19 protein-coding genes and 1 pseudogene are annotated in these 24554 nt (G+C 72.3%); 7 read left to right on the top strand and 13 right to left on the bottom strand.

The features are described from left to right. Window positions 1-51: 51 nt before the first annotated feature. Window positions 52-1217, bottom strand: a pseudogene (tuf, locus tag ACFYUV_RS16720) (elongation factor Tu). Here tuf and ACFYUV_RS16715 point away from each other — a divergent pair. Then, a complete protein-coding gene (locus tag ACFYUV_RS16715; protein WP_387669392.1) occupies window positions 1149-6317 on the top strand; it encodes a COR domain-containing protein in 5169 nt (1722 codons plus the stop codon). The pseudogene tuf and the gene ACFYUV_RS16715 overlap by 69 nt on opposite strands. Window positions 6318-6516: 199 nt before the next feature. Here the strand turns inward: ACFYUV_RS16715 and menC are convergent, their stop codons facing one another. From menC to ACFYUV_RS16665, 10 genes are all read right to left on the bottom strand, one after another. Further along, window positions 6517-7617, bottom strand: coding sequence for an o-succinylbenzoate synthase (gene menC / locus ACFYUV_RS16710; RefSeq protein WP_387669390.1), 1101 nt, complete (start codon window positions 7615-7617; stop codon window positions 6517-6519). A gap of 131 nt (window positions 7618-7748) precedes the next feature. Further along, on the bottom strand, window positions 7749-8303 hold the full coding sequence (locus ACFYUV_RS16705) for an acyclic terpene utilization AtuA family protein (protein ID WP_357976614.1): 555 nt from the start codon (window positions 8301-8303) through the stop codon (window positions 7749-7751). Window positions 8304-8373: 70 nt separating this feature from the next. After that, complete coding sequence (locus ACFYUV_RS16700) at window positions 8374-9951, bottom strand: Na+/H+ antiporter (protein WP_387669388.1); 1578 nt, start codon at window positions 9949-9951, stop codon at window positions 8374-8376. 46 nt (window positions 9952-9997) lie between these two features. Further along, window positions 9998-11068 (bottom strand): M24 family metallopeptidase, encoded by a 1071-nt coding sequence (locus tag ACFYUV_RS16695; RefSeq protein ID WP_387669387.1) that lies wholly within the window; start codon window positions 11066-11068, stop codon window positions 9998-10000. Then, a complete protein-coding gene (locus ACFYUV_RS16690; protein ID WP_387669385.1) occupies window positions 11065-11967 on the bottom strand; it encodes an ABC transporter ATP-binding protein in 903 nt (300 codons plus the stop codon). The genes ACFYUV_RS16695 and ACFYUV_RS16690 overlap by 4 nt, the downstream gene beginning before the upstream one ends. Next, window positions 11967-12776 (bottom strand): ABC transporter ATP-binding protein, encoded by an 810-nt coding sequence (locus ACFYUV_RS16685; RefSeq protein WP_387669383.1) that lies wholly within the window; start codon window positions 12774-12776, stop codon window positions 11967-11969. The genes ACFYUV_RS16690 and ACFYUV_RS16685 overlap by 1 nt, the downstream gene beginning before the upstream one ends. Continuing rightward, window positions 12773-13633, bottom strand: coding sequence for an ABC transporter permease (locus tag ACFYUV_RS16680; protein ID WP_352328927.1), 861 nt, complete (start codon window positions 13631-13633; stop codon window positions 12773-12775). The genes ACFYUV_RS16685 and ACFYUV_RS16680 overlap by 4 nt, the downstream gene beginning before the upstream one ends. Then, on the bottom strand, window positions 13630-14745 hold the full coding sequence (locus tag ACFYUV_RS16675) for an ABC transporter permease (protein ID WP_358286349.1): 1116 nt from the start codon (window positions 14743-14745) through the stop codon (window positions 13630-13632). The genes ACFYUV_RS16680 and ACFYUV_RS16675 overlap by 4 nt, the downstream gene beginning before the upstream one ends. 12 nt (window positions 14746-14757) lie before the next feature. Then, window positions 14758-16338, bottom strand: a complete 1581-nt coding sequence (locus ACFYUV_RS16670; protein ID WP_387669381.1) for an ABC transporter substrate-binding protein — start codon at window positions 16336-16338, stop codon at window positions 14758-14760. A gap of 63 nt (window positions 16339-16401) precedes the next feature. Next, window positions 16402-16530, bottom strand: coding sequence for a hypothetical protein (locus ACFYUV_RS16665; RefSeq protein WP_352351038.1), 129 nt, complete (start codon window positions 16528-16530; stop codon window positions 16402-16404). On the opposite strand from ACFYUV_RS16665, the gene ACFYUV_RS16660 reads away from it, so the two are divergent. Next, window positions 16531-17082 (top strand): Lrp/AsnC family transcriptional regulator, encoded by a 552-nt coding sequence (locus tag ACFYUV_RS16660; RefSeq protein WP_352351036.1) that lies wholly within the window; start codon window positions 16531-16533, stop codon window positions 17080-17082. 181 nt (window positions 17083-17263) lie between these two features. On the opposite strand, the gene ACFYUV_RS16655 is transcribed toward ACFYUV_RS16660, so the two are convergent. Further along, window positions 17264-17614, bottom strand: a complete 351-nt coding sequence (locus ACFYUV_RS16655; RefSeq protein ID WP_358286353.1) for a hypothetical protein — start codon at window positions 17612-17614, stop codon at window positions 17264-17266. A 269-nt stretch (window positions 17615-17883) separates the two neighbouring features. Between ACFYUV_RS16655 and ACFYUV_RS16650 the strand changes: the two genes are divergently transcribed. The 4 genes from ACFYUV_RS16650 (at window position 17884) to ACFYUV_RS16635 (ending at window position 21713) form a co-directional block, all read left to right on the top strand. Continuing rightward, window positions 17884-18651, top strand: a complete 768-nt coding sequence (locus ACFYUV_RS16650; RefSeq protein ID WP_387669379.1) for a hypothetical protein — start codon at window positions 17884-17886, stop codon at window positions 18649-18651. A gap of 2 nt (window positions 18652-18653) precedes the next feature. After that, window positions 18654-19385, top strand: coding sequence for a hypothetical protein (locus ACFYUV_RS16645; RefSeq protein WP_387669378.1), 732 nt, complete (start codon window positions 18654-18656; stop codon window positions 19383-19385). Window positions 19386-19455: 70 nt separating this feature from the next. Further along, window positions 19456-20424: a phosphotransferase enzyme family protein gene (locus ACFYUV_RS16640; protein WP_387669377.1), complete on the top strand. Its 969-nt coding sequence runs from the start codon at window positions 19456-19458 to the stop codon at window positions 20422-20424. A 224-nt stretch (window positions 20425-20648) separates the two neighbouring features. Next, the gene (locus ACFYUV_RS16635) at window positions 20649-21713 is read left to right on the top strand and encodes an NAD(P)-binding domain-containing protein (RefSeq protein ID WP_387669376.1); all 1065 of its coding nucleotides are present in this window, start codon (window positions 20649-20651) and stop codon (window positions 21711-21713) included. 284 nt (window positions 21714-21997) lie between these two features. Here the strand turns inward: ACFYUV_RS16635 and ACFYUV_RS16630 are convergent, their stop codons facing one another. Further along, complete coding sequence (locus ACFYUV_RS16630; protein WP_387669374.1) at window positions 21998-22636, bottom strand: GNAT family N-acetyltransferase; 639 nt, start codon at window positions 22634-22636, stop codon at window positions 21998-22000. Between the two features lie 136 nt (window positions 22637-22772). Here ACFYUV_RS16630 and ACFYUV_RS16625 point away from each other — a divergent pair, with 136 nt between their 5' ends. Next, window positions 22773-24500, top strand: coding sequence for a protein kinase (locus tag ACFYUV_RS16625; RefSeq protein WP_387669372.1), 1728 nt, complete (start codon window positions 22773-22775; stop codon window positions 24498-24500). Window positions 24501-24554 lie beyond the last annotated feature (54 nt).

Here is a 24554-nt window from a genome sequence, read left to right as displayed (position 1 = left end):
CGGGGAAGGAGGCCGGGATCCGCCCGTACGGCGGTTCCCGGCCTCCGCCCGTCAGGCGGGTGTCGTCAGGACGGTTCCCGCGCCGACCGTGAGGCCGCCCTCGCGGACGGCGAAGCCGAGACCGGGCTCGACGGCGACCGCCTTGCCCAGCTCGACCGTCACCGTCACCGTGTCACCCGGCTCGGCCGGCGCGGGCAGCGCCAGCTCACCGGGCACGTCGGTCGTCCGCAGGTAGAACTGCGGCCGGTACCCGGACGCGATCGGCCGCCGCCGGCCGCCCTCCTCCGGGGTCAGCAGGTACACGCGGGCGGTGAACGTCCGGTGCGCGCGCAGGGTGCCGGGCGCGGCCAGGACCATGCCCCGCCGTACCTGCTCGCGGCGCACCCCGCGCAGCAGGACGGCGGCGTTGTCCCCCGCCTCGCCCCGCTCCATCGTCCTGCCGAACGTCTCCACGCCCGTCACGACCGCCGTGAACCCGTCGCCGAACCCGACCACCTCTGCCGTGTCGCCCACCCGTACGGTGCCGCGCTCGATGGCGCCGGTGACGACCGTGCCGCGGCCGGTGACCGTGAGCACGTTCTCGACGGGCATGAGGAACGGCGCCTCCACATACCGGACCGGGACGGGGATGTGCTCGTCCACGGTCCGCAGCAGCGCTTCCACGGACGCCGTCCAGACCGGGTCGCCCTCCAGAGCCCGCAGCCCGGACACCCGCACCATCGGGACGTCTCGGTAGCCGTGCCCGGCCAGCAGCTCGGCGAGCTCCAGCTCCACCAGGTCCGTCAGCTCCGGGTCGGCGCCGTCGGCCTTGTTGACGGCGACGACCAGGTGCTCGACCCCGACCCGGCGGGCCAGCAGCACGTGCTCCCTGGTCTGCGGCATGATGCCGTCGTGCGCGGACACGACGAGGATCGCGCCGTCGAGCTGCGCCGCCCCCGTGATCATGTTCTTCACGTAGTCGGCGTGGCCCGGCATGTCCACGTGCGCGTAGTGGCGGGTGTCGGTCTCGTACTCGACGTGCGAGATGTTGATCGTGATGCCCCTGGAGGTCTCCTCCGGGGTCCGGTCGATCCGCTCGAACGGCGTGTACGCGCCTGCCCCCGCTCCGCGAGCACCTTCGTGATCGCCGCGGTCAGCGTGGTCTTGCCGTGGTCGACGTGCCCCATCGTGCCGATGTTGAGGTGCGGCTTGTTCCGCACGTACGCCTGCTTGGCCATGTCTTCTTCCTCGAAGCCTGGAATCCCGTGACCCGTCGAAGGGCCGGCAACCTCCCCCCGCCGGGTCACATCAGGACTTACGAGGAGAGGTCAGCGCTCCAGGCCGTCGCAGGCACGCCCGAACACGCCCGGCATGGCGGGCGTCGCGCGGCGGACGTGCGGGAACATGCTGACCATGGTGGGCCGCTCAGCGACCGGACGCAACGCATTATTCCCGCCACCCGGAGACCTCGGCCGCCCCGGCCGGCGGGGCCGGCCACGTCACCGCGGATGGTCATAGGGGGGGTGACGCGGCCGGTACGGCGGACCATGATGGCGGAGAGATCACCGGCCGGGCGAAGGAGTCGATGGGACGCGATGACCGATCACGACGAGGTGGGCCGACGTATCGCCCTCGCTCAGGAAGGCGGCGGCGAGGAACTCGACCTGAGCGACCTGGACCTCACGGAGCTCCCCGCCGCCGTGCACGGTTTCAAGGAGCTCAGAACGCTCGACCTGTCGAGCAATCGGCTCTCGTCGTTGCCCGAGGAGATCGGCGATCTCACCGAACTCAGGTCGCTGAACCTGGACGAGAACGAGCTGACGACGCTGCCCGCGTCGATCGGACGCCTGACCGCACTGGAACGCCTCGACGCGGACGGCAACCGGCTGTCGGCGCTGCCCCCGGAGATCGGCCGGCTGACCGCGCTCGTCATCCTGTACGCGCAGCGCAATCGGCTCACCGCGTTGCCGCCCGAGATCTCCGGCTGCACCGCTCTCAGCGAGTTGTTCCTTCAGGGCAACCGGATCAGCGCGTTGCCGAAGGAGATCGGAGCTCTCACCGCACTCACCATCCTGAGTCTGGAGGGCAACCGGCTCGACGGGTTGCCCGCGGAGATCGGCCGGCTCACGGCTCTCGTCGAGCTGGACCTGTCGGGCAACAGCATCTCGATTCTGCCGAAGGAGCTCGCCGACCTCACCGGCCTGGCCGCGCTGAACCTGTCGGCGAACGGCCTGTTGGCACTGCCCGAAGCGGTGGCCGAGCTCGGGGGGCTCCGCACGCTGTACGTGGCGAGCAACCTGCTCGAGACGCTCCCCGAGACCATCGGCGGCCTGCGGAATCTCGACACCCTGAACCTGTACGACAACGCGCTGACGGCGTTGCCGGACGCGCTCGCCCGGTGCACCGCCCTGCGGCATCTGGACGTGGACGGCAACCGGCTGCGCTCGTTGCCGGCGGCGATCGGGCGGCTGAAGGAGCTCACCACCCTTTACGCGCAACGCAATCAGCTCAGCGCGCTGCCGAGGGAGATCGGCGGGCTCACCACACTCACCGAGCTGTCGCTGTCGGACAACGAGCTCACGGCGTTACCCGTGGAGATCGGCGGTCTCGGCAATCTCGGCAGATTGCAGCTGTCGGGAAATCGGCTCAGCGCGTTGCCGAGGGAGATCGGCGACCTCGCCGCTCTCACCGTCCTGAACGTGTCGGGAAATCAGCTTGCCGCGCTGCCGGAGTCGATCGGCGGCCTGCGGAACCTCGCCGAGCTGAACGTGTCGCTCAACGAGCTGAGCACGTTGCCCGAGTCGATCGGCGGCCTGACGGCCCTCACCGAGCTGAACGTGTCGACCAACCGCCTTGCCGTCCTGCCCGACACGGTGGCCGGGCTGCGGGACCTCGCCGAGCTGAACGTGTCGGGCAACCAGCTGTCGACGCTGCCGGAGCCGATCGGCGGCCTCACGGCTCTCACGGCGCTGAACCTGGACGAGAACCGGCTGACGACGCTGCCGGAGTCGATCGGCCGGCTGAGTCTCCTGCAACGCCTGGACGCCGACGGCAACCAGCTGACGGCGCTGCCGGAGTCGATCGGCCGGCTGAAGGCGCTCATCACCCTGTACGCGCAGCGCAACCAGCTCACCGTGCTGCCGGACGCGATCGGCGAGCTCACCGCTCTGACCGATCTGTACCTGTCGGGCAACCAGCTCCGGGCGCTGCCCCGGACCGTGGGCGGTCTCACCGCACTGTCCGGGCTCGACCTGTCGAACAACCAGTTCAGCTCGTTGCCGGGCGTGGTCGGCGGCCTTTCTGGCCTGGTCAGGCTGGACCTGTCGGGCAACGCGTTCACGGCCTGCCCGGAGGTGGTGGGCGACCTCACCCGGCTCACCGAGCTGAACATGTCGCTCAACGAGCTGAGCACGTTGCCCGAGACGATCCGCGGCCTCACGGCCCTCGTCAACCTGAACCTGTCGGGCAACCTGTTCACCGAACTGCCGGAGGCGATCGGCGATCTCACGGCTCTCACGGCGCTGAACCTGGACGAGAACCAGCTGACGGCGCTGCCCGAGTCGATCGGCCGGCTCGTTCTCCTGGACCGTCTGGACGCCGACGGCAACGACCTGTCGACGCTGCCGGCCGCGATCGGCCGGCTCCAGGCGCTCAACACGCTGTACCTGCAGAACAACGCGTTCACGACGTTTCCCGAGGAGATCACGAAGCTCACCGCGCTCACCACACTCGCTCTGGCGGAGAACGAGCTTCCGACGCTGCCGGCCGCGATCGGCGGCCTCAAGGCGCTCACCGTACTGCAACTGCGGGAGAACCAGCTCACGACCCTGCCGGAGGAGATCGGCGAACTCGGCGGCCTCGTGCGGCTCGACCTGGTGGGCAACCGGCTGTCGACGTTGCCCGCGGCTTTCGGGCGGCTCGCCGGCGTCGCGCATCTGCATCTGTCGAGCAACCGGTTCACGGAACTGCCGGATGCGATCGCCGGACTCGGCAGGCTCGAGGAACTCCTCCTCGACGACAACGAGCTCTCCGTCATCCCGGATCTCGTCCTCCGGCTGCCAAGGCTTTCCGTCCTTTCCGTACGCGGAAACCGGATCATCAGCCCGCCTCCCGCCATCGTGGCCGGCGGCACCGTGTCCATTCTCACGTTCCTGCGCGCGCGCCGCGACGGAGCGGCCGAGCAATGGGTGTCCAAACTGCTGATCGTCGGCGAGGGCGGCGTGGGCAAGACGTCGCTGCTGAAGGCGCTGGCGGGAATGCCGCACGACCACGCCGAACCCTCGACGCACGGCCTGAGAATCGAACGGCTGAACATCCCGCATCCCAGCCGCGCCGACGTCGACATGCACTTGAGCGTGTGGGACTTCGGCGGCCAGGAGATCTACCACGCCACCCACCAGTTCTTCCTCACCGACCGGTCCCTTTTCCTGCTCGCGTGGAATTCGCGGCTCGGATGGGAACAGGGGAGACTCCAGTACTGGCTGGACATCATCACCGCGCGCGCTCCTGAATCGCCGATCCTGCTGATCGCGACCCACGCCGACCAGGGCGACCGCCCGGTCGACCTCCCCCTGGACGAACTACGCGCCCAATATCCCCGAATCGTCGCCGGCCTGTCCATCGACAGCGAGACGCGCCAGGGCATCGAGGCGCTGCGCGGCGAACTGCGCGAGCAGGCCGCGAACCTGCCGCTGATGGGCTCGGAATGGCCCACCACCTGGCAGGCGGCGGCCGAGGAACTGCGGGCGATGGAGGACAAGCACATCACCCCGGAACGCATGTGGGCGGTGATGGACCGCGCCGGGGTCGGCGACCCGATCCAGCAGCAGTACGTGGCCGTCATGCTGCACCAGCTCGGCGACATCCTGTACTACCACGACGACCCCAATCTCGCGCAGTCGGTCATCCTGCGCCCCGAATGGGTGAACGCCTACATCAGCAAGGTTCTCGACAGCGACGAGGTCGCGGCGCGGAACGGCGTTCTCACGCGGGAACATCTGAGCTTTCTCTGGTCTGATCTCGACCGCGGACTACGCCATCATTTCCTCGACATGATGGACAAGTACGACCTCTCTTATCAGATGGAGGGGAACGACGGTACGGATCTGAGCCTGGTGGTCGAACGCCTCGGCTGGAACCCGCCGCCGTACCAGCATCTGTGGGACGGCGGCGAATCCGGGCCGTCGAAGGAGATCCGCGTCCTGTACGAGCTCAATTCCATGCCGCCGGGAATCCCGACCTGGTTCATCGCCCGGTCGCACCGGTTCACCACCCACCACCACTGGCGTACGGGCGCGCTGCTGAGGCATCCCGACGGCCGGCACGTCGCGCTCGTCCGGGCCGACCGGCACCGCAACCTGGTCGAACTGGCGGTACGAGGCCCGCTGCCCACCGCGTTCTTCTCCCTTCTCGACGACGGCCTGAACAGGACGCTCGAACGTTTCCCAGGACTGAGCATCAAACGGCTCATCCCCTGCCCGTGCGGGACCGGGACGGACGTCGCCTGCGCGGAGCGATTCGATTACGAGGATCTGCACAGACGCCTGCTCCTCAATCCGCCGCGTGAGCAGATCGAATGCCGGAAATCGCTGGAACTGCTGAACGTGACGAGCCTGCTGCTGGGGCTGGCCCCGCCCGAACGATCCGTGAGCCGCGAGGACATCGAACGCATCACGGAGCTCGTCATGGCCCAGGGGGAGAAGATCGACGGGCAGACGGAGTTCATGCAGCGCATGTTCGTCAGGACGCAGCGCATCGCGCAGGCGTACCGGGAGATCCTCTGCCCGAGCGTCTTCACCCTGGTGGAGCTCAAGCGAAAGGCGCTCACCGGAGCCGCGTACGAACTGCGGCTCTACTGCGAGGAGCCCGGCGCCTGGCACCGCCTGCCGGGGAACGACGGCTGCTACAAGCTCGACGAGCCGCCCGAGTGGCTCGTCACCATCGCGCCGTACCTGAAGCATCTGCTCAACGTGCTGAAGCACGCCGCGCCGTTCGCGGGGCCGATTCTCGGGATGAGCGTGGACCACCTGAGCCAGCAGACCAAGGCGGAGGCCGACGCGATGAAGGAGCTGATCGCCCAGATCCCGGACCTCGCGATCGAGCGCAGGGAGCTGTCCGAGGCCGGGGGACCGGAAGCGCACGCCACCCTGGAGGCCGACTTCCGCGCGCTCGAAGCGCTGCTGGTCAAGTACGACCCGAAGCGGGCCTGGGGAGGTCTCTCGCGTACGACGACCCCCGAGGGGCTGACGCTCTATCTCTGCGCCGAGCACAGCCGCGCCTACCGCGGCTCGGTGAAGGTGGACCTCGACGAACAGCAGATCATGGGCGACAACCCGTAGGAGACTCGTGAACGGCGGGCATGGACGTCGTCATCGCCCGGCACTCGGTGCTCCTGGCGCGTCAACGCAGGCACGACCCTCGCCCTCGCGCTCCACGGCGTGAGCCACCTCGCCGACTCCGGCCTGCGGCCGAGCTCGGCCGCAGGGCACCGGCCGGGGTCCCGCGACCCCGGCCGGGCCGCCCTCCAGGACGGGCGCCCTACAGCGGGATCCACTCCGTGGCCGTCGTGACCTCCTCCAGGACGGACGGGATCGGCTCGACGCCGAGCCCCGGCCCCGTCGGCACCTCCAGATGGCCGTCCACCAGCTCGAACGGCTCGGTCACGTCGGTCGCGAAGTAGCGGCGCGACCCCGAGGTGTCGCCCGGCAGCGTGAACCCGGGCAGCGCCGCGAGCGCCACGTTGGCGGCCCGGCCGAGACCGGTCTCCAGCATGCCGCCGCACCACACCGCGATGCCGTTGGCCCGGCACAGGTCGTGGATGCGCCGCGCCTCCAGGTAGCCGCCGATGCGGCCCGGCTTGATGTTGATGATCGAGCACGAGCCGAGCGCGATGGCGGCCGCCGCGTGCTCGGCCGACTCGATGGACTCGTCCAGGCAGATCGGGGTGCGCAACTGGCGGGCCAGCCGGGCGTGCTGGACGAGGTCGTCGTTGGCCAGCGGCTGCTCGATCAGCAGCAGGTCGAACGCGTCGAGCCGGGCCAGCCGGCGGGCGTCGGCCAGCGAGTACGCCGCGTTCGCGTCCACCTGGAGCAGCAGGTCGTCGCCGAAGCGCTCGCGCACCGCGCGCACCGGCTCGACGTCCCAGCCGGGCTCGATCTTCAGCTTGATGCGGACGTACCCCTCCTCGACGAAGCCCGCCACGGCGTCGAGGAGCTGCGGGATCGAGTCCATGATGCCCACCGACACCCCGCACGGCACCCGGTCGCGGGCCGCGCCCAGGAAATGGCCGAACGACTCGCCGGAGGCCCGCAGCTGCGCGTCCAGCACGGCGGTCTCCAGCGCGGCCTTGGCCATGCGGTGGCCCTTGATCGGTTCCAGCGCGCGGCCGACGCCGTACGCGTCCAGGGTCGCCGGCAGGGAGGGCAGCAGGAACCGGCGGATCACCTCGGCGGCGCCGTCGACGTACTCGCTGGAGTAGAGCGGCTCGGACATGGCCACGCACTCGCCCCACCCCTCGGCGTCGGGGGTCACCACCCTGACCAGCAGGACGTCCCGGGCGGTCTCGGTGCCGAACGACGTGCGGAACGGCGCCACCAACGGCATCGCGATCCGGCGCAGCTCTACTCCTGTGATCTTCACACTCTCTCCAACTCGGTCGGCGCGCAGGTGCTCCCTGGCGACCGTACGACATGCGGCGACACCAGGGTTCGTGCCGGGCCACCAAAGGCCGGCGGTTCTTCGTCGCCGAGCCCCACAGCCCAGGAACGGCCTCAGACGACGATGCCGGGGGTGCGCGCGATCCGGATCCGGCACGGCGTGTCCTCGCTGAGCCGCACCGCCTCCAGCGGCACCGTCACCTCCGGCGTGCGGTACCGGCCGCCGGAGAACGCCGCCGCCAGGCGGGCCCGTACCGACTCGGCCGGCATCTGCCCGTCGATGGAGCTGGTGCCGTCGCGCCCGATCTCCGCCACGCACGCCCCCGGCTGCGTGGCCAGCGCCAGACCGGCGACCGTCGCCCCGGCCAGGGCGGACACGTCGCGCCTGGTCCAGCCGTAGTGCCACATGCCGGCCGCCACGACGGGCGCGGCCGGGCAGGCGGGCTCGGTGATCACCACGTCGAGCCCCTGGAGCAGCGCGGCGGCGATCTGTTCGGCGCCCCTGAGCGCCCCGGACCCGATCCGCAGGCCGGGCAGCTCGGGCAGCGGGCCGCCGAGCGTGTAGATCAGCTTGATGCCGGTGGTGAAGGGGCCAGGACCGCTGTCGTGCCAGCCACAGGCCACGACGCCGACCGACGGGGCGGCGCCCAGCGTGCCGATCCGCAGCATAAGGAAATGACTACCCTCTGCGGCCCCCGATCACACACCGTCAACCCCCCGGGCGGCGGATCCGGGCTGGTCAGCGCATGCTCCGGGCGTCGAGGGCGCGCAGCACCCGGGAGACCACCTGGGGATCTGCCCGCGGGTCGCGGCGGGCGTCCAGCACGGCCTGCCGGGCGGCCGACATCATCTCCTCCTGCACCCGCCGCACCAGCCGGGCCCGCCGCGCCCGCTGCTCGAACGCCTCGCGCCGCTCGTCGTCGGCGGCCTCGGGGCTGATCCGCAGCCCGAGGTCCATCATGCGGCGGCCGAGCAGCTCGACCACCTCCTCGGGCAGGTCCTCGGCCTCGTCGATCTCCCGCAGCCGCCGCTTGGCCGCGTGGGCGGCCCGGATCGCCAGGCGCTTCTCCAGGTCGCGCTCGGCCGCCGTGTCGGCCTTGACGCCGAGCCGCGTCACCAGCCATGGCAGCGTCAGCCCCTGCACCACCAGCGTCACCAGGATGACCGCGAACGCGATGAACACGATCACCGGCCGCTGCGGGAACGGCCGCCCGTCGTGGATCCGCAGCGGGATGGCCAGCGCCAGCGCCACGGACGCCACGCCGCGCATGCCCGCCCACCACATGACGACGGTCTCGCGCCAGCTCATCGGCACCTCGGTGTCCTCGCGCCGCCCCTTCTTGGCCAGCCACGCGGCCGGCAGCAGCCACAGCAGCCGCACCACCACGACGACGCCCACCACGGCGGCGCTCCACCACAGCACCTCGCCGAACCGCCCGTGGACCGTGCCGAACACCGCGTGCAGCTCCAGCCCGATCAGCCCGAACGCGATCCCGGTCACCAGCGTGTCCACCACCTGCCAGAACGTGGACGAGGCGAACCTGCCGAACACGTCGTCGGCGTCCCACATGCGGTCGCTGAGGTAGAAGGCGGTGGTCAGCACGGCCAGCACACCGGATCCGCGCAGCTCGTCGGCCACCGCGTAGCTCACGAACGGCACCACCAGCGACAGGCCGACCTGCAGCGTCGCGTCGCCCAGCAGCGCCATCAGCTTCCCGGCCGCCCAGCCCAGCGCGAACCCCGCCGCCACGGCCACCCCGGCCGACAACACGAACTCGCCCAGCGCTCCCGGCCAGGAGAACACGCCGGTGACGACCGCCGCGACCGCCACGTGGTAGAGCACGATCGCGGTCACGTCGTTGAACAGGCCCTCGCCCTCCAGCAGCGACACCATGCGCCGTGGCAGGCCCAGCCGTCCGGCCACGGCCGTGGCCGCCACCGGGTCGGGCGGCGCGACCAGCGCGCCCAGCGCCACCGCCGCCGCCAGCGGCAGGCCGGGGACGAGCGCGTACGCCGTGGCCGCCACGGCCGCCGTCGTCACGAACACCAGCGCCACCGCGAGCAGGAAGATCGGCTGCCAGTTCGCCGCGAACTGCCGCCAGGACGTACGCCGCGCCGCCGCGTACAACAACGGCGGCAGCAGCAGCGGCAGCACGATGGCCGGCGGGATGTCCACGTTCGGCACGAACGGCAGCACCGCCAGCAGGATGCCCAGCAGCGTCATCAGCACCGGCGCGGGCAGCCCCAGCCGCTCACCCAGCGGAACCGTGACCAGCGCGCCCAGCAGCACCAGCATGAGCAGCACGAACTGGTCCACGACGCCCCCCGGTGATCGTCGTCACCCAGCGTAAGCGCAGGCCGCCTCAGCGGTCGAGGACGTGCAGGGTGTGCGGCCGCGTGCCCAGCGGCACCGGCTCGGCGGCCGTGCAGGCCACCACGTCGGCCACCCGGGCGCCGAACAGGTCGGGCACGTAGATGGCCGGCTCCAGACAGACCGTCATCCCGGGGGCGAACACCGCGTCCTCGCCGGCCCGCGGTCCCTCGTCGTGGCCGAGGCCCACGCCGCGGCCCACGTGCGGGGCGGCGAAGCGGCCGTACCCGCTGGCGTCGATGACCTCGTGCACCGTCCTGGCCAGCTCCGCGAACGGCACGGACGGCCGCAGCGCCGCCAGCGCCGCGCGGTGGGCGGCCAGCACCACGGAGTACATCGCCTCGTAGTCCTCCGGCGGCTCGGCGACGGCGAACACCCGGCCCGCCTCGGCGCAGTAGCCGTCCCAGCGGCCGCACACCGACACCAGCAGCGCGTCACCCGGGTTGATCACGCGCCCGCCGGGCACGTGCTCGGGCCGCGCGGTGTGCTCGCCCGCCGACACGCGCAGCGAGATCACCTCCTCGCAGCCCGACTCCACGGCCAGCAGCCGCAGCCGGCGCGCCATCGCCCGCTCGGTCGCGCCGAACCAGGCCAGCTCGGCCGCCTGCGCCAGCACCGCCTCCGCCGCCGCGACCGCCCTGCCGAGCGCGGTCAGCTCGGCCGGGTCCTTGCGCAGCCGCAACGGCGCCAGCACCGCGGAGGCGGGCACCAGCTCGGCGGCGATCGCCAGCCGGAACAGCTCGCTCGCCCGCATCTCCGGGTCCACCCCGACCCGGCGCGCGGAGGCGGGCACCAGGCCAGCCGGGTCGCGGGTCTCGACGATCGCGTCGGCCGTCACCACGAGGAACACGCCCGGCGCGACGCCGCCGTCCGGCGCGGCGCCCTCCGGCAGGACGGCCTCAGGCAGGACGCCCTCAGGGAAGGCGCCTTCGGGGAGAGGGCCTTCGGGGGAGGCGCTCAGGAACCGGAAGTCGGGCGAGGGCCGCAACACCAGCACGTCGATGCCCTCCTGGGCCATCGCCCGCCGCACGGCCGCCACCCGCGCGGCGTGCCGCCGGCTCACGCCGGCTCGTGCAGCCAGCAGGCGACCGGCCCGAAGTCCGGCTCCTTCTCGCGGCACACCTCCATCACCAGCGGGCAACGCGGGTTGAACCGGCACCCGCCCGGCGGGTTCGCCGGATCGGGCACGTCCCCGGCCAGCTCGGCGGGCAGCACGCCCATGCCGTCCGGCTTGGGGATGGCCCCCAGCAACGCCCTGGTGTACGGATGTTTCGGGTCGTCCCACACCTCGGCCGTCTCGCCCACCTCGACGATCTTGCCGAGGTACATGACGGCGATCCGGTCGGCGATCAGCCGCACCACCGACAGGTCGTGGCTGATGAACAGCAGCCCGGCCCCGGAGTCCACCGCGAGGTCGCGCATCAGCCGGGCCACCTGGGCCTGGGCGGAGGCGTCCAGCGCGGAGATCGGCTCGTCGCCGATGAGCAGCCGCGGCCGGGCCGCCAGCGCCCTGGCGATCGCGATGCGCTGCCGCTGGCCGCCGGAGAACTCGTGGGGGTGCCGTCCGGCGAACTCGCGCGGCAGGCCCACCCGCTCCAGCAGGTCGGCCGGGTCGGTACGGGTGTCGTCCGCGGTGCGCAGGCCGTCGGCGATCTGGTCGCCCACCCGGCGCCGCGGGTTCAGCGACGCGTACGGGTCCTGGAACACCATCTGGATGCCCGTGAGCTTCCTGCGGCGCAGGCCGAGCGGCGTGACCTGCTGCCCCTCGAACGCGATCGACCCGTGGGTGATCGGGTTCAGCCCGCAGACCGCCCGCGCCAGGGTGGACTTGCCGCACCCCGACTCGCCGACCAGGCCCACGACCTCGCCCGCCCGTACCGTCAGGCTGGCCCCCGCCACCGCCCGCACCACCGGACGCCCGGGGGAGCGGTGCTCGACGACCAGGTCCTCGATGTCCAGCATCAGCCCTCCACGTCCGAAGCAGAATCAGGCACAGAAGAATCAGGCGCAGAATCAGGCAGCGAGTCCAGCAGCGCGCGGGTGTAGGGGTGCTCGGGGTCGCGCAGCACCCGTCCGCGCGGCCCGGTCTCCACGACCAGGCCGTCCTTCATCACGCTCACCTCGTCCGCGACCGCCGACATGACGCCCAGGTCGTGCGTGACCAGCAGCACGGCCAGGCCCAGCTCGTCGCAGAGCCCGCGCAGCAGCCGCAGCACGCCCGCCTGCACGGTCACGTCCAGCGCCGTGGTCGGCTCGTCGGCGATCAGCACCTTGGGCGAGCAGGCCAGCGCGACGGCGATCGCGATGCGCTGGCGCATGCCGCCGGAGAACTGGTGCGGGAAGCGCCCGTACGCCTCCTCGGCGCCCGGGATGCGTACCTTGCCCAGCAGCTCGACCGCCCGCGCCTTCGCCTCGGCCTTGCCCAGGCCCAGGTGGTGACGCATGTGCTCGGTGAGCTGCCGGCCGATCGTGAGCATCGGGTGCAGGCTGGTCGCCGGGTCCTGGAAGACCATGGCGACCTCGCCGCCGCGCACCTGGTTGAGCTCCTTGGGCGGCAGCGTGAGCAGGTCCCGCTCGCCGAGCCCGATCCGGCCCGAGACGCGCGCGCCGTGCGGCAGCAGCCCCAGCACGGCCAGGCCCGTCATCGTCTTGCCCGACCCGCTCTCGCCGGCCAGGCCGTGCACGCGCCCGGCGGCCAGCTTCAGGTCGACGCCGCGCAGGATCTCCTTGCCGTGGATCGACACCTTCAGGCCGGTGATGTCCAGCGTCACAACGCACGCTCCTTGATCGCGCGGGCCGTCCGCGGGTCGAGCGCGTCCCGCAGCGTGTCGCCGAGGAAGTTGAACGCCAGCACCACGGTCAGGATCGCCAGGCCGGGGAACGTCGCCACCCACCAGCTGTCGAAGACCTCCACGCCGGAGGCCACCATCGCGCCCCACTCGGGGGACGGCGGCTTGGCGCCCAGGCCCAGGAACGACAGGCCGGACAGCAGCAGCAGCGCCGTGCCGATGTCGAGCGTGGCCAGCACCAGGATCGGGCCGGTCACGTTCGGCAGCACGTCCACCCGCAGCGAGCGCCACACCGAGAAGCCCAGCAGCCGCCCGCTCAGCACGAACTCCCGCTCGCGCACGCCCAGCACCAGCCCACGGGTGACGCGGGCGTAGGCGGGCCAGGCCACCACCAGCACGGCCAGCACGGCGTTGCCCAGGCTCGCGCCCAGCGCCGCGGCCACCACCATGGCCAGGATCACGGTCGGGAACGCGAACACCAGGTCCGCGATCCGCATGATCGTCTCGCCGACCCACTTGCCGAAGTACCCGGCGCACGCCCCCAGCAGGCCGCCGACCAGCACCGACAGCACGACCAGCAGCAACGTCAGCGGGATCGACACCCGCGCGCCGTACATGACGCGGCTCAGGATGTCGCGTCCGAGCTGGTCGGTGCCGAACCAGTGGCCCGGACCCGGGGGCGCCAGCCGCGGCAGGTCCTGGGCCAGCGGGTCGTGCGGCGCCAGCCACGGCGCGGCCAGCGCGATCACCAGCCAGGCCACGGCCAGGACGGCGCCCGCGACGGCCAGCGGCTGCCGCCACGCCTCGGGCAGCCTGCCCAGCAGACCCTTGCCTCTCATTGCAGCCTCACTCGGGGATCGATGACGCCGTACAGCACGTCCACGATCAGGTTGATGACCAGGTAGACCACGCCCACGACCAGGCCGACGCCCATCACGGCGGGCAGGTCGAGGCTGGTGGCGCTCTTGTAGGCGTACTGGCCGACGCCGGGCCAGGCGAAGATCGCCTCGACCAGGACGGTGCCGGACAGCAGGCTGCCGAAGGCCAGACCGGCCACGGTGATGATCGGGACCAGCGCCGAACGCAGCACGTACCTGAACAGGATCACCCGGCCCGGCAGCCCCTTGGCGCGGGCCGCCCGGACGTAGTCCTGGCCCAGCACCTCCAGCACCGCGGAACGGGTGAAGCGGGTCAGCAGGCCGATCGTGTACAGCGCCAGCACCAGCGCGGGCGTGATCAGATGGCCGACGGCGGAGGTGAAGATGTCCCACCGGCCCGCCAGCAGCGCGTCGACCGTCTGCAGCCCGGTCACCGCCGGCGCCGAGCCGAGCGCCGCGTCCACGCGACCGCTGCCCGGCGTGATCTGCAACCGGAAGAAGAACACGTAGAACGCCACCAGCGCCAGCCAGAACGTCGGCACCGAGATGCCGATCAGGCTGACCAGCCGCAGCACGTGGTCGGACAGCCGGTCCCTGCGCAGCGCGGCGACCACGCCGAAGGCCACGCCCAGCACCAGCGAGATCAGGATCGCCGCGCCCGCCAGCTCCAGCGTGGCCGGGACGAACTCGGCCAGGTCCTGGCTGACCGGGCGGTGGCTCTGCTGGCTCATGCCCAGGTCACCCTGGACCAGACCCTGCAGGTAGATCCCGTACTGCTGCCACAGCGGCTTGTCCAGGCCGTGCTCGGACCGCCACTGCGCCACGATGGCCGGGTCGCCCAGCGCCCGCTGGCCCAGGTTGGCGGCCACCGGGTCGCCGGGCACCAGGTTCGTCAGCAGGAACGTGACGAGCGTGATGCCCCAGGCCAGCAGCACGGCGATGAGGATGCGCCGGATGAGGAAGCGCGCCAGCGGGTGCACACCCCGCCGCCGCGTGCCCGCGGCGGCCGCCTCGACCGGGGAGCCGGCGCCGGGGCGCGGCGGCGAGCCCGCCGCGCCCGGGTTGTCGGACACCTGACGGTCTCCTTACTTCGCGCCGAGGTCGGCGACGTCCACGGTCCAGACCGGGTGGTACTCCAGGCCCGTCACGGACGCGGCCGACACGATGTTCTGGCTCGGCTGGATCAGCGGCACGAACGGGCCGGAGGTGTTGAGCTTGGTCTGCAGGTCGGCGTAGGCCGTCTTGCGGGCCTCGTCGCCGATCGCGGTCGCGGCCTTGTCAGCGGCCGACTCGATCTCCTTGGCCGCGCCTTCCTTCCAGCCGGCCCGCAGGCCCACGGTCTTGCCGGGGGCGAAGGCCAGGTAGTCGCTCGGGTCCGGGTAGTCCGGGCCCCAGTACCACAGGCCCATCTCCTCCTTGCCGTTGCGGTAGTTGTCCAGCGCGGTCGTCACCGGCGCGGGCTGGAGGTCCACCGTGATGCCGACCTCCTTGAGGTTGGCCTGGATGCGCTCGGCCAGCGGCTGGAACGACAGGCCGTTGACGGTCAGCTCGCTCGGGAACTCCAGCTTGACGGTCGGGTTCGACACGCCGCTGGCCGCCAGGGCCGCCTTGGCGCCCTCGACGTCCCGCTTGGGAGCCTGCTCCGGCGGCAGCGCGCCGAGCAGCTGCGACGGGATCACGCCCGGCGCCTGCGTCGAGCCCTCGCCGGCCAGCTCCAGCAGGCCCGCGTAGTCGACGCCCTTGCGCACGGCCTCGACGAACTTGGCGTTCGGCGTGGTCTTGCTGACGCCCGAGTCCTGGTTGGCCAGCAGGAAGATGACGTTCGCCGAGGCGGTCTTCTTCACCTGCAGGGTGGAGGGCATGTTGGTGACCTGGTCACCGGACAGGTTCAGCGCCACCTGGCTGTCGCCGCGCTGCACGTTGAGCTTCTGCGTGGCGGCCTCGACGTTGCGGATGACGACCTTGTCGTAGGCCGGCTTGGTGCCGTAGTACTTCGGGTTCGCCTTGAGCGTGACCTGGCTGCTCACGTTGAACGACTCGATCGTGTACGGCCCTGACCCCGCCGAGGAGGCGTTCAGGTACTGCTCGGCCTTGTCCTGGGCGTCGGCCGTCGCGCCGTGCTCCTTGGCGACCTTGCTGTTGAGGATGCCCAGCGCCGGGTTCGGCAGGATGTAGGGCAGCGCCGGGTTCGGCGCCTTCGACGTCAGCGTGATCGTCGAGTCGTCGGTCTTGGCCACCTCGACGCCGTCCAGCAGGAACGACGGGGTGCCCTTCATGTCACGCACGCGGTTGAGCGAGAACACCACGTCGTCGGCGGTGATCGGCGAGCCGTCGGCGAAGGTGGGGCCCTTCTTGAGCTTGAGCGTCAGCGTCTTGCCGTCCTCGCTCAGCTCGTAGGACTCGGCCAGCGCCGGGACCGGCTTGGTCACGTCGGAACCGTCGAAGGTCAGCAGCGTCTCGTAGACGGCCTTGCCGACGATGAGCCCGGTCGGCTCGTAGGTGCGGCCGGGGTCGGCCGTCTTGAGGTCGAACGACGTGTCGATGACGAGCGTCTTCCCACCGCCACCGGAGGCCGCCGGGGTCTGCGAGGTGCCGCCGCTTCCGCAGGCGGCGAGGGCGAGCGCACCGGCGAGCAGCACTGCCGCCGTCTGCGAGCGGGTCGCCATGGGGTCCTCCAAATTGGACGTTCGGGAGAAGGATGTCGAGGATTGTCCGGCAGAACGTCCAGGTCATGTGCGGTCCGCGAGACGGATATAAATGGTCGAGGTGTAATGATGAGTGATATTTCCAGAAATGGTGCCAGCGGCGGCGGTCAGCCTGGACGGATCGGCATCGGTCTCGAACTGGACGACGTCCATATGAAGATCCTTGAGGTCCTGCGCGAGAACGGCAGGATCTCGGTCGCCGCGTTGGCCGAACGGGTGGGCATCTCCCGCGCGAACGCCTACACGCGCTTCGAGGCGCTGCGCGCCGACGGCGCGATCAAGCGCTTCACCGCGGAGATCGACCACGTGCGCGCCGGGCTCGGCATCACCGCGCTGATCTTCGTGACCGTGCGCCAGCAGATGTGGAAGCAGTTCAGGGCCGAACTGGCCCGGATGCCCGAGGTCGAGTACTGCGCGATCACCACCGGCCAGCACGACGCCATGATCCAGGTACGGGTGTCCGACGTGGCCGCCGTGCACGCCATGGTGACCGACCGCCTGGCCAACATCCCGGCGGTCAAGGCCACCGAAACCGTGTTCATCCTGGACGAAGTGCTCAGGCGGCCGTACGTGCTGCCGTCCGACCGGGACGCCTCCCGTCCCGCGCGGCGGACACCCCAGGAGACGCAAGGGGACGTGCCGCTCGGCATGATGCGCTTCGTCGGCGCGGCCGAGGGACGCGCCGCCCTCCGCAAGGACGGCTAGCCGCCGCTCTGCGCAAGGACGGTCGGGCGCCGCTCTCCGTGAGGAGGGCTCGGCGTCGCCCCCTGGGCCGAGAGCGGCCGGGTGGCCGGGCCGCCGGGGGCCGGTGCGTTGCCCGCTCCCGGCCGATCTGCCCACCGGCCCACCGGCCCACCGGCTTTCCGGTTTCCCGTCGGAGGGTCGGTCAGGAGGCCGGGACCTCGGCGCACACGCTGACGTGCAGCGTGTCGTCGCCGTCGAACCGGAACTCCTCGACCAGACGCAGCAGCCCGTCCTCGCCCTGCTCGACGCGGCTGCTGCTCTGTCCGCCCGCCTTGCCGCCCGCCTTGAGCGCATGGGCGTAGGAGATGGAGACGTCTGCGCCGTCGCGCGTCCCGACGAAGCGGCCGTGGGTCACGGTGTCGCCCGTGTAGCTGCCCCACACCACGCCGTCGGCCTCCCAGTACAGGAACTCCGTCGGGCTGTCGGGGTCCACCGCGCTCGCCGTCGAGCTCACCATCACGAATTTACGGCCGTTGAGATTCACGCCGTCCATAGTCACCATTTTTCTGGATCATCACCGACCGGCTGGACGTTTGGTCAGAACACCCGGTCATGATCAACGATCCGTCCAGCGGCGGTGCCGCCCCGGACCCCTGCGCGAGCAGGTTCTCGACGTCTTCGGTGCCTGCCCGGTGCCGCTCGCGCCGCTCCCTCGGCGGCCGACACGCTTGCCGCGACTTTACTTGCCGGTAGCTGACACCAGCGTTGCATAGTGTGATAGTCATGTAACACTGTGTATTCGAGAAGATTTGGGAGATCTTCATGCTGGCGTACACGCTCTCGATCGTGGCGGCCGTGGGCGTGGTGGCGCTCACCGCGCTGGTGTTCCGGCTCACGAAGAAGGGCAGCGAGGACGCCGAGCCCGACGGGGTCTCGGCCGGTCACTCCGGGGCGATGTTGTCGGCCCTGTTCCTGCTGGTGTTCGCGATCGCGATCATCGTGCCGTGGACCACCGCCGACGCCGCCCGCCAGAACGCCCAGGCCGAGAGCCAGGCCGCGATCGACGCCTACTGGGCCGCGGCCGACCTGCCCGGCACCGCTCAGCAGACGGTCCGCACCGCGCTGCGCGACTACGTCACCTTCGTGGTCAGAGACGAGTGGCCGCTGATGGCCGAGGGCCGGATGGACCCGGTCGGCGCCGCCCGGCTCGACGCCATGCGCAGCCGCGTGAGCGCCGTCGACGCCAAGACCGACGACGACAAGGACGCCCGCGACGCCGTGCTCGAACGCGTCGCCGCGATCGCCGCCGCGCGTTCCCAGCGCTCGATGGACGCCGCCGCCACCCCGCCCCAGGGGCTGCTGCTCCTGACCGTGCTCACCGGCCTCCTGGTCGTCGTCTTCCCCTACCTGGCCGGCGCGCGGCCACGCGGCCTGGCGGTCCTGCCGCTGCTCGCAATGGCCGCGATGCTCGGCTTCGGCACCTATCTGACCTGGGACATCTCCCACGCCTTCGCCGGGCCGCTGGCGGTCGGGCCGCAGGCGTTCCAGGGCGCCCTGCAGGAGTTCTCCCGCATCGCCGGGGGAATGTGACCGTGGGCGTCAGGCGTGCGCCGCTGCTGCTGGCCGCCGCTCTGCTCGCCGCGAGCGCGGCCGGCCCGGCGGCGGCCGACCTGCAATCCCCGGCGCCCGGCACCGTGCGCGTGCGTCCGTCGCAGCTCCCGAGCCCGGGGATCACGATCCACGGCGGGCGGGGGCGCGACGGCCGCACCGGGCCGGTGGTGTCGGTCCCGGGCGCCCAGATCTGGGACGATCCGGAGCCGCGGGTGTCGGTTCCGGGTGCGCAGATCCGGGACGATCCGGAGCCCCGGGCGTCGGTGTCGACGCGGCCCGGCGGGCGGGCGCCACGGACCGGCGCCCCTGTGCCGCGCGTGTCGATCGGCCCCGGCTCGGTGTGCGTGTACGGGCCGAGCGGCAGCGTCGAGGTGGGTGACTGTCACGTCCGCCCGTCCCCGCCGCCGCCTCCGCCGCCTCGCTCGTCGCCGCGGCCGACACCGCGTCCCACGCCGCCATCCACTCCGCCGCACACGCCGAGGCCGGTGCACCACCCCAAGCCCCGGCCGGTGCGCGTGGCGCCTCCGGTGCGGGTGCCCGTCCAGGAGGTCACACCGACGCCCAAGCCCACCCCGGCGGTCGCGATGCACAAGCGGGTCAAGCAGTTCCAGGCGCCGCCGCGGCGCAAGAACCCGCTCGGCACGGTCCTGGTCATGGTGGTCCTGGTGACGGCGATCGCCTCCACGACCGCGGTCGCTTTCAGGGCCCGCTGACGCCTCCCGGCGGGGTCCGGGCGGCTCGACGGCGGTGGCCGCTGCGCGCCGGGGTGCGAGGATGGCGGACGTGTCCGAGCGTGACGAGGGACTGCTGACCGGTTGTTGTGACGGCGAGTCGCTGACCGGCGGCGGTGACCGGGAACTGCTGACCGGTGGCGGCCCTGACGAGGGGGTGCTCGCCGGTGGCGGCGGTGGTTGGGAGCGGGTGACCGGTGGTGGCCCTGACGAAGGGCTGCTCAGCGGGGGCGGGTGTGCTGAGGAGCTGCTGACCGGGGGCGGTGTCAACGAGGTGGTGCGGGTCGGCGCCACCGTGCGCCGCCCGACCGGCCCGTGGACGCCGGCCGTGCACGCCCTGCTCGGCCACCTGGCCGCCCGCGGCTTCACGGGCGCGCCTGCCGGGCACGGGATCGACGTCCAGGGCCGGGAGGTGCTCGACTTCGTCCCCGGCGAGGTGCCCGGTCATCCGTTGCCCGACCACGCCCGCTCCGACCAGGCCCTCGGCGACGTCGCCCGGCTGCTGCGCCGCTACCACGACGCCACCGAGGGTTTCCGGCCCGCCGCCGGGGCCGCCTGGTACTTCCCGCCGCGCGAACCCGCCGAGGTCATCTGCCATGGGGACGTCGCGCCGTACAACTGCGTGTTCCGCGACGGGCGGCCGGTGGCTTTGATCGACTTCGACACCGCCCACCCGGGGCCGCGTGTGTGGGACGTCGCCTACGCCGCCTACCGGTTCGTCCCGCTGAGCGATCCGCGCCACGACGGGGCCGATCCGGTGGGGGAGCAGGCACGCAGGCTGCGGCTGTTCGCCGACGCCTATGGCCTGGCGGAAGGTGACCGTCCGGCGCTGCCCGTCACCGTCGCCGACCGGCTGGCGCACCTCGTACGGCACATGCGCGACCGCGCGGCGGCGGGGGACCGGGCCTTCGCCGCGCACATCGCCCGCGGCGACGACGTGTTGTACGGCGCCGACCGCGAGCACGTCCTGCGCCACCGCGCCCTGTTCGCCACGGCGCTGACAGAGCCGCCCCCCGCCTGATCCGGCCGGGCGCCGCTGCCTGATCCGCTCGGGCGCCGCCACCGGACCGACCGGGGGCCGCCGCAGGAACGGGCCGGGCGTGTGCAGGAACGGGCCGGCGCCGCTGCGGGACCGGGCAGGTGTCGCCGCACGAATGGCTCGGCGCCGTTGCGGGACGGGCCGGGTGTCGCCGCAGGAATGGCAGGGTGGGAAGAGCGGGCGGGTGTGCGGGGTTGCACTCGACCGTGGAGACGACCGAGGTTGTGGTGATCGGGGCCGGGCAGGCGGGGCTGTCCAGCGCGTACTTCCTGCGGCGGTTCGGCATCGGGACGATCGTGCTCGACGCGGCCGCAGGGCCCGGGGGCGCGTGGCGGCACCGGTCGCCGTCGCTGACCATGGACAAGGTGCACGGCATCTTCGACCTGCCCGGCGTGCCGGACGGGGTGGCGGCGGCCGGTGACCGGCCCGCGGCGGAGGTCGTCCCGGAGTACTACGGCGACTACGAGCGGCGCGTGGGGCTGGAGGTCCTGCGGCCGGTCAAGGTGACGGCCGTCCGGGAGGGGGAGGACGGGCGGCTGGTCGTGGCGGCGGACGCGGGGGAGTGGGCGGCCAAGGCCGTGGTCAACGCGACCGGCACCTGGACGCGTCCGTACTGGCCGTACTACCCGGGAGCCGGCGACTTCCTGGGCGAGCAGCTGCACTACGCGGGCTATCGCGGGCCGGCGGCGTTCGCCGGTCGGCGGGTGGTCGTGGTCGGGGGTGGGGCCTCGGCGATGCACGTGTTGTCGGAGGTGGCCGGGGTCGCCGCCGGCACCGTCTGGGTCACCCGGCGTCCGCCCGTCTTCAGGGGCGACGACTTCGGCGAGGACGCCCGGCGCGAGGCCGTCGCCCTGGTGGAGGCGCGGGTGCGGGACGGGTTGCCGCCGCAGAGCGTGGTCAGCGTCACCGGGCTCGGCTACAGCGTCGTCGTGCGGGAGGCGATGGCGAAGGGGGCGCTGGAACGGCTGCCGATGTTCCGCCGCCTCACCCCGTACGGCGTGGAGTGGGCGGACGGGCGGCGGACCGCGGCGGACGTCGTCGTGTGGGCCACCGGCTTCCGGTCGGCGCTCGACCACCTCGCGCCGCTGCGCCTGCGGGAGCCGGGCGGTGGCATCAAGGTGGACGGGACGCGGGTCGTCCGGGAGCCGCGGCTGCAACTCGTCGGCTACGGGCCCTCGGCCAGCACGGTCGGCGCCAACCGCGCGGGCCGCACCGCCGCCCGCAACCTCCGCACCCTCCTGACCCCACGCCCGGCCATCCCCGCCGCCTGACCACGCGCCAGGCCCAACCCGCAGCCTGACCGTGCGCCAGTGCCCAACCCGCAGCCTGACCTCGTGTCTGGCGCCTCGGGCCGCCTGGCCCTTCCCACGGCCCGACCCACGATCGGCCCTTCCCGCGGCCCGACTTCGTGTCCGACGCTTCGGGCCGCCTGGCTCCGCGCCCGGTGGTCCCGGCCGCCTGGCCGCGTGCCAGGGCTTGATCTCGTGTCCGGTGCTTCGGGCCGCCTGGCCTTGGGTGGCTTTGCCCTTACTTCGTGCGCGGCTTGGCGCAGGGGTCAGTTCTCGGCGACGCCGAAGGCCGTCCAGCCGAGGTCGGGGAAGCCCGCCGCCTTGGCGACGGCGGCCGAGGCGGTGTTGCTGACCGCGTGCATGTACGTCGGCACCGCCCCCTCGTCCAGCACCCGCCGCGCCGCCTGCGCCACCAGCCGTCTGGCCAGGCCGCGCCCGCGGGCCTCTGGCGCGGTCACCACCGACAGCTCCCGGCCGAACCGGTCGTGCCGCTTGACGCCCACCCCGGCCAGGTGCTGGCCGGTCTCGGGGTCCACGGCCACCAGCACCTCGCCGCCGAACACGCGCAGCCATCCGGGGACGGCGTCGTCCGTCGCCGGGACCCACTCGCCGGCGTCGGGCAGGGGCGTGGGTTCGGTGGTCCACCGGAAGACGGCGTCGAACCAGCCGCGATCCCCATATCCGATCAGCTCGGGGATCTCCCGGAGCGTCCGCGCGGCGCGCACCCGGGCGACGTGCTCGGGCGGCACCGACAACATCGCCCCCTCCGGGGTGCCGACGCCGACGGCCGGGTGCACGCGGCCGTCCCAGGCGGGCAGCGTACGCAGCGGCGAGCCCGTGACGTCGAGGTTTCCCGTGGGCGGCCAGGCCCCGAGCCATTCGCGCAGATGATCGGTGAGAGCCACGGACCTACTATAGGAAGTAGGAAAAATACCGATTGCGACAGGGGGTCGGTTACTCTTGCGAAGGGGCTCGACACGGCGTGTTACCTTCGGCTAGCGTCCTGACATAAGGATCTTTATCCGGTCAGGAGGGCCCGACATGGCTGTTCCCGGTTACACGGAGATCCGGGAACTCGGTCACGGAGGAACCGGCCGCGTCGTGCTCGCCGTCCGCGACTCCGACGGCTTACCGGTCGCGATCAAGCACCTGTCCGAGGCCCTGCGTGCGGACGGCGAGTTCGCCGCCCGGTTCCGCGCCGAGGCCGGGGTGATCGGCGAGATCGACAGCCCCCACACCGCCCGCCTGCTGGACTACGTCGAGGCCGGGGGCACGTCCGCGATCGTGATGGAGCTGGTCGACGGCGTCACGCTGCGCCGCCTGATCGCCGCCGAGGGCGGCACCGGCGTGGAGGCCGCGCTCACCCTGCTGAAGGGGGCCCTGCTCGGCCTCGCCGAGGCGCACCGGCGCGGGGTGGCCCACCGCGACTTCAAGCCCGAGAACGTCATCGTCACCCCGGACGGCGACAGCAAGCTGGTCGACTTCGGCGTCGCGGCCCGGTTCGGCGAGACCGGCGCCCTGGCCGGCACCCCCGCCTACATGTCCCCCGAGCAGTGGGAGGACGCTCCGGCCGGCCCGGCCTGCGACGTGTACGCCGCCGCCCTGGTGTTCTACGAATGCCTCACCGGCCGCCGCCCGTTCACCGCCGCGAACCTGGCCGCCCTGGCCTTCCAGCACCAGCACATGCCGCCCCCGCTGGAGCACGTGGACGGACGCCTGCGCGGGCTCGTCGAACACGGCCTGGCCAAGGACCCCGCTCACCGGCCCGCCTCGGCCGAGGCGTTCCTGGCCGAGCTGGAGGAGGTGGCGCGCGGGACGTACGGCGCGGGATGGGAGCTGCGCGGGCGGTCGGGTCTGGCCGTGCTGGCGATGCCGTTCGCCGCGCTGCTGCCGTCGGCCGGGACCGGCGGGGGGATGGGCGAGGGCCTCGGCGAAGGGATCATCGGGAGGAGCGGTGCGGAGCACGGCGTCGCGACGGGCACCAGCGTGGTGCGCAGTTCGCTGGGGCCACCGGCCAAGCTGGGGGTGACCGGCGGACTGGTGCTGGCGACGGCGGCGGCGGTGGCCTCGACGTTCGTGATCTGGAGCGGCTCGCCCTCGCCGGACAGCGGCATCGCGATGCCGCCGGAGTCCGCGGAGAGCTCGTTCGTGACGCCGCCCGTCTCGCCGGATCCGGAGCTGCCCGTGCCGAGCGGGTCAGGGACGGTCTCGCCGCCTGTGACGGCCACGGCCGGGGCCAGCGGGCAGCCGACTGCGCCGGCCATGCCGACTGTGCCCGGCGTGCCGACCGCGGGGCCCGTGTCGTCCGCGCCGCCCGCCACGAGGGCCCCGAACAGCCGGCCGCCGAGGCCGACCAGCGGGCCGTCGGAGTCGGGACCACCGAAGTCCGAGCCGCCGAAGTCCGGGGCGCCTTCGGAGCCGGCTTCGGGGCCGCCTTCGGGGCCGCCCACGCGGTCGTCGCCGACGTCCACCCGGCAGTCCGCCACCGGCGGGCCGGTTCCCAAGCCACCCGCCACGAGCGCCCCCGCCCCGGAGCCCTCCGCGAAGCCGCCCGCCAAGAGCCACGAACCGCTTCTGTCCGTCTCGGTCGGGTTGTCGCTCGGCGGCTCGCTGCTCGGCGGGGGCGGAGGCGGGTTGCTGGACGCCGACCTCGACGTCGGGTTGGGCTCCAGCCTGCTCGGCATGCTCGTGGTGCCGGGATCGGCCCTGCTCGGAGGCCGCATCGCGGTCAGACGCGCACGAAGATCACGTAGTCAGGAAAAGTCATGAGTTGCGGGGAATGATGCTTGATCCCCTACTATCAGCGTCGGAAAGAGGGCGTCC

It is taken from the genome of Nonomuraea sp. NPDC003560, assembly GCF_042878785.1.
Taxonomy (GTDB): domain Bacteria; phylum Actinomycetota; class Actinomycetes; order Streptosporangiales; family Streptosporangiaceae; genus Nonomuraea.
Note: the sequence above shows the minus strand (reverse complement) of the source record. Positions and strands in the feature narration are given on the sequence as shown.

Bases quoted from the DNA above. Each gene is read 5' to 3' on its own strand.
- ACFYUV_RS16705 (WP_357976614.1), bottom strand. From the start codon at position 8,303: ATGCTGCGGATCGGCACGCTGGGCGCCGCCCCGTCGGTCGGCGTCGTG.
- ACFYUV_RS16690 (WP_387669385.1), bottom strand. From the start codon at position 11,967: ATGCTGGACATCGAGGACCTGGTCGTCGAGCACCGCTCCCCCGGGCGT.
- ACFYUV_RS16680 (WP_352328927.1), bottom strand. From the start codon at position 13,633: ATGAGAGGCAAGGGTCTGCTGGGCAGGCTGCCCGAGGCGTGGCGGCAG.
- ACFYUV_RS16670 (WP_387669381.1), bottom strand. From the start codon at position 16,338: ATGGCGACCCGCTCGCAGACGGCGGCAGTGCTGCTCGCCGGTGCGCTC.
- ACFYUV_RS16665 (WP_352351038.1), bottom strand. From the start codon at position 16,530: ATGGACGTCGTCCAGTTCGAGACCGATGCCGATCCGTCCAGGCTGACC.
- ACFYUV_RS16660 (WP_352351036.1), top strand. From the start codon at position 16,531: ATGAAGATCCTTGAGGTCCTGCGCGAGAACGGCAGGATCTCGGTCGCC.
- ACFYUV_RS16655 (WP_358286353.1), bottom strand. From the start codon at position 17,614: ATGGACGGCGTGAATCTCAACGGCCGTAAATTCGTGATGGTGAGCTCG.
- ACFYUV_RS16650 (WP_387669379.1), top strand. From the start codon at position 17,884: ATGCTGGCGTACACGCTCTCGATCGTGGCGGCCGTGGGCGTGGTGGCG.
- ACFYUV_RS16625 (WP_387669372.1), top strand. From the start codon at position 22,773: ATGGCTGTTCCCGGTTACACGGAGATCCGGGAACTCGGTCACGGAGGA.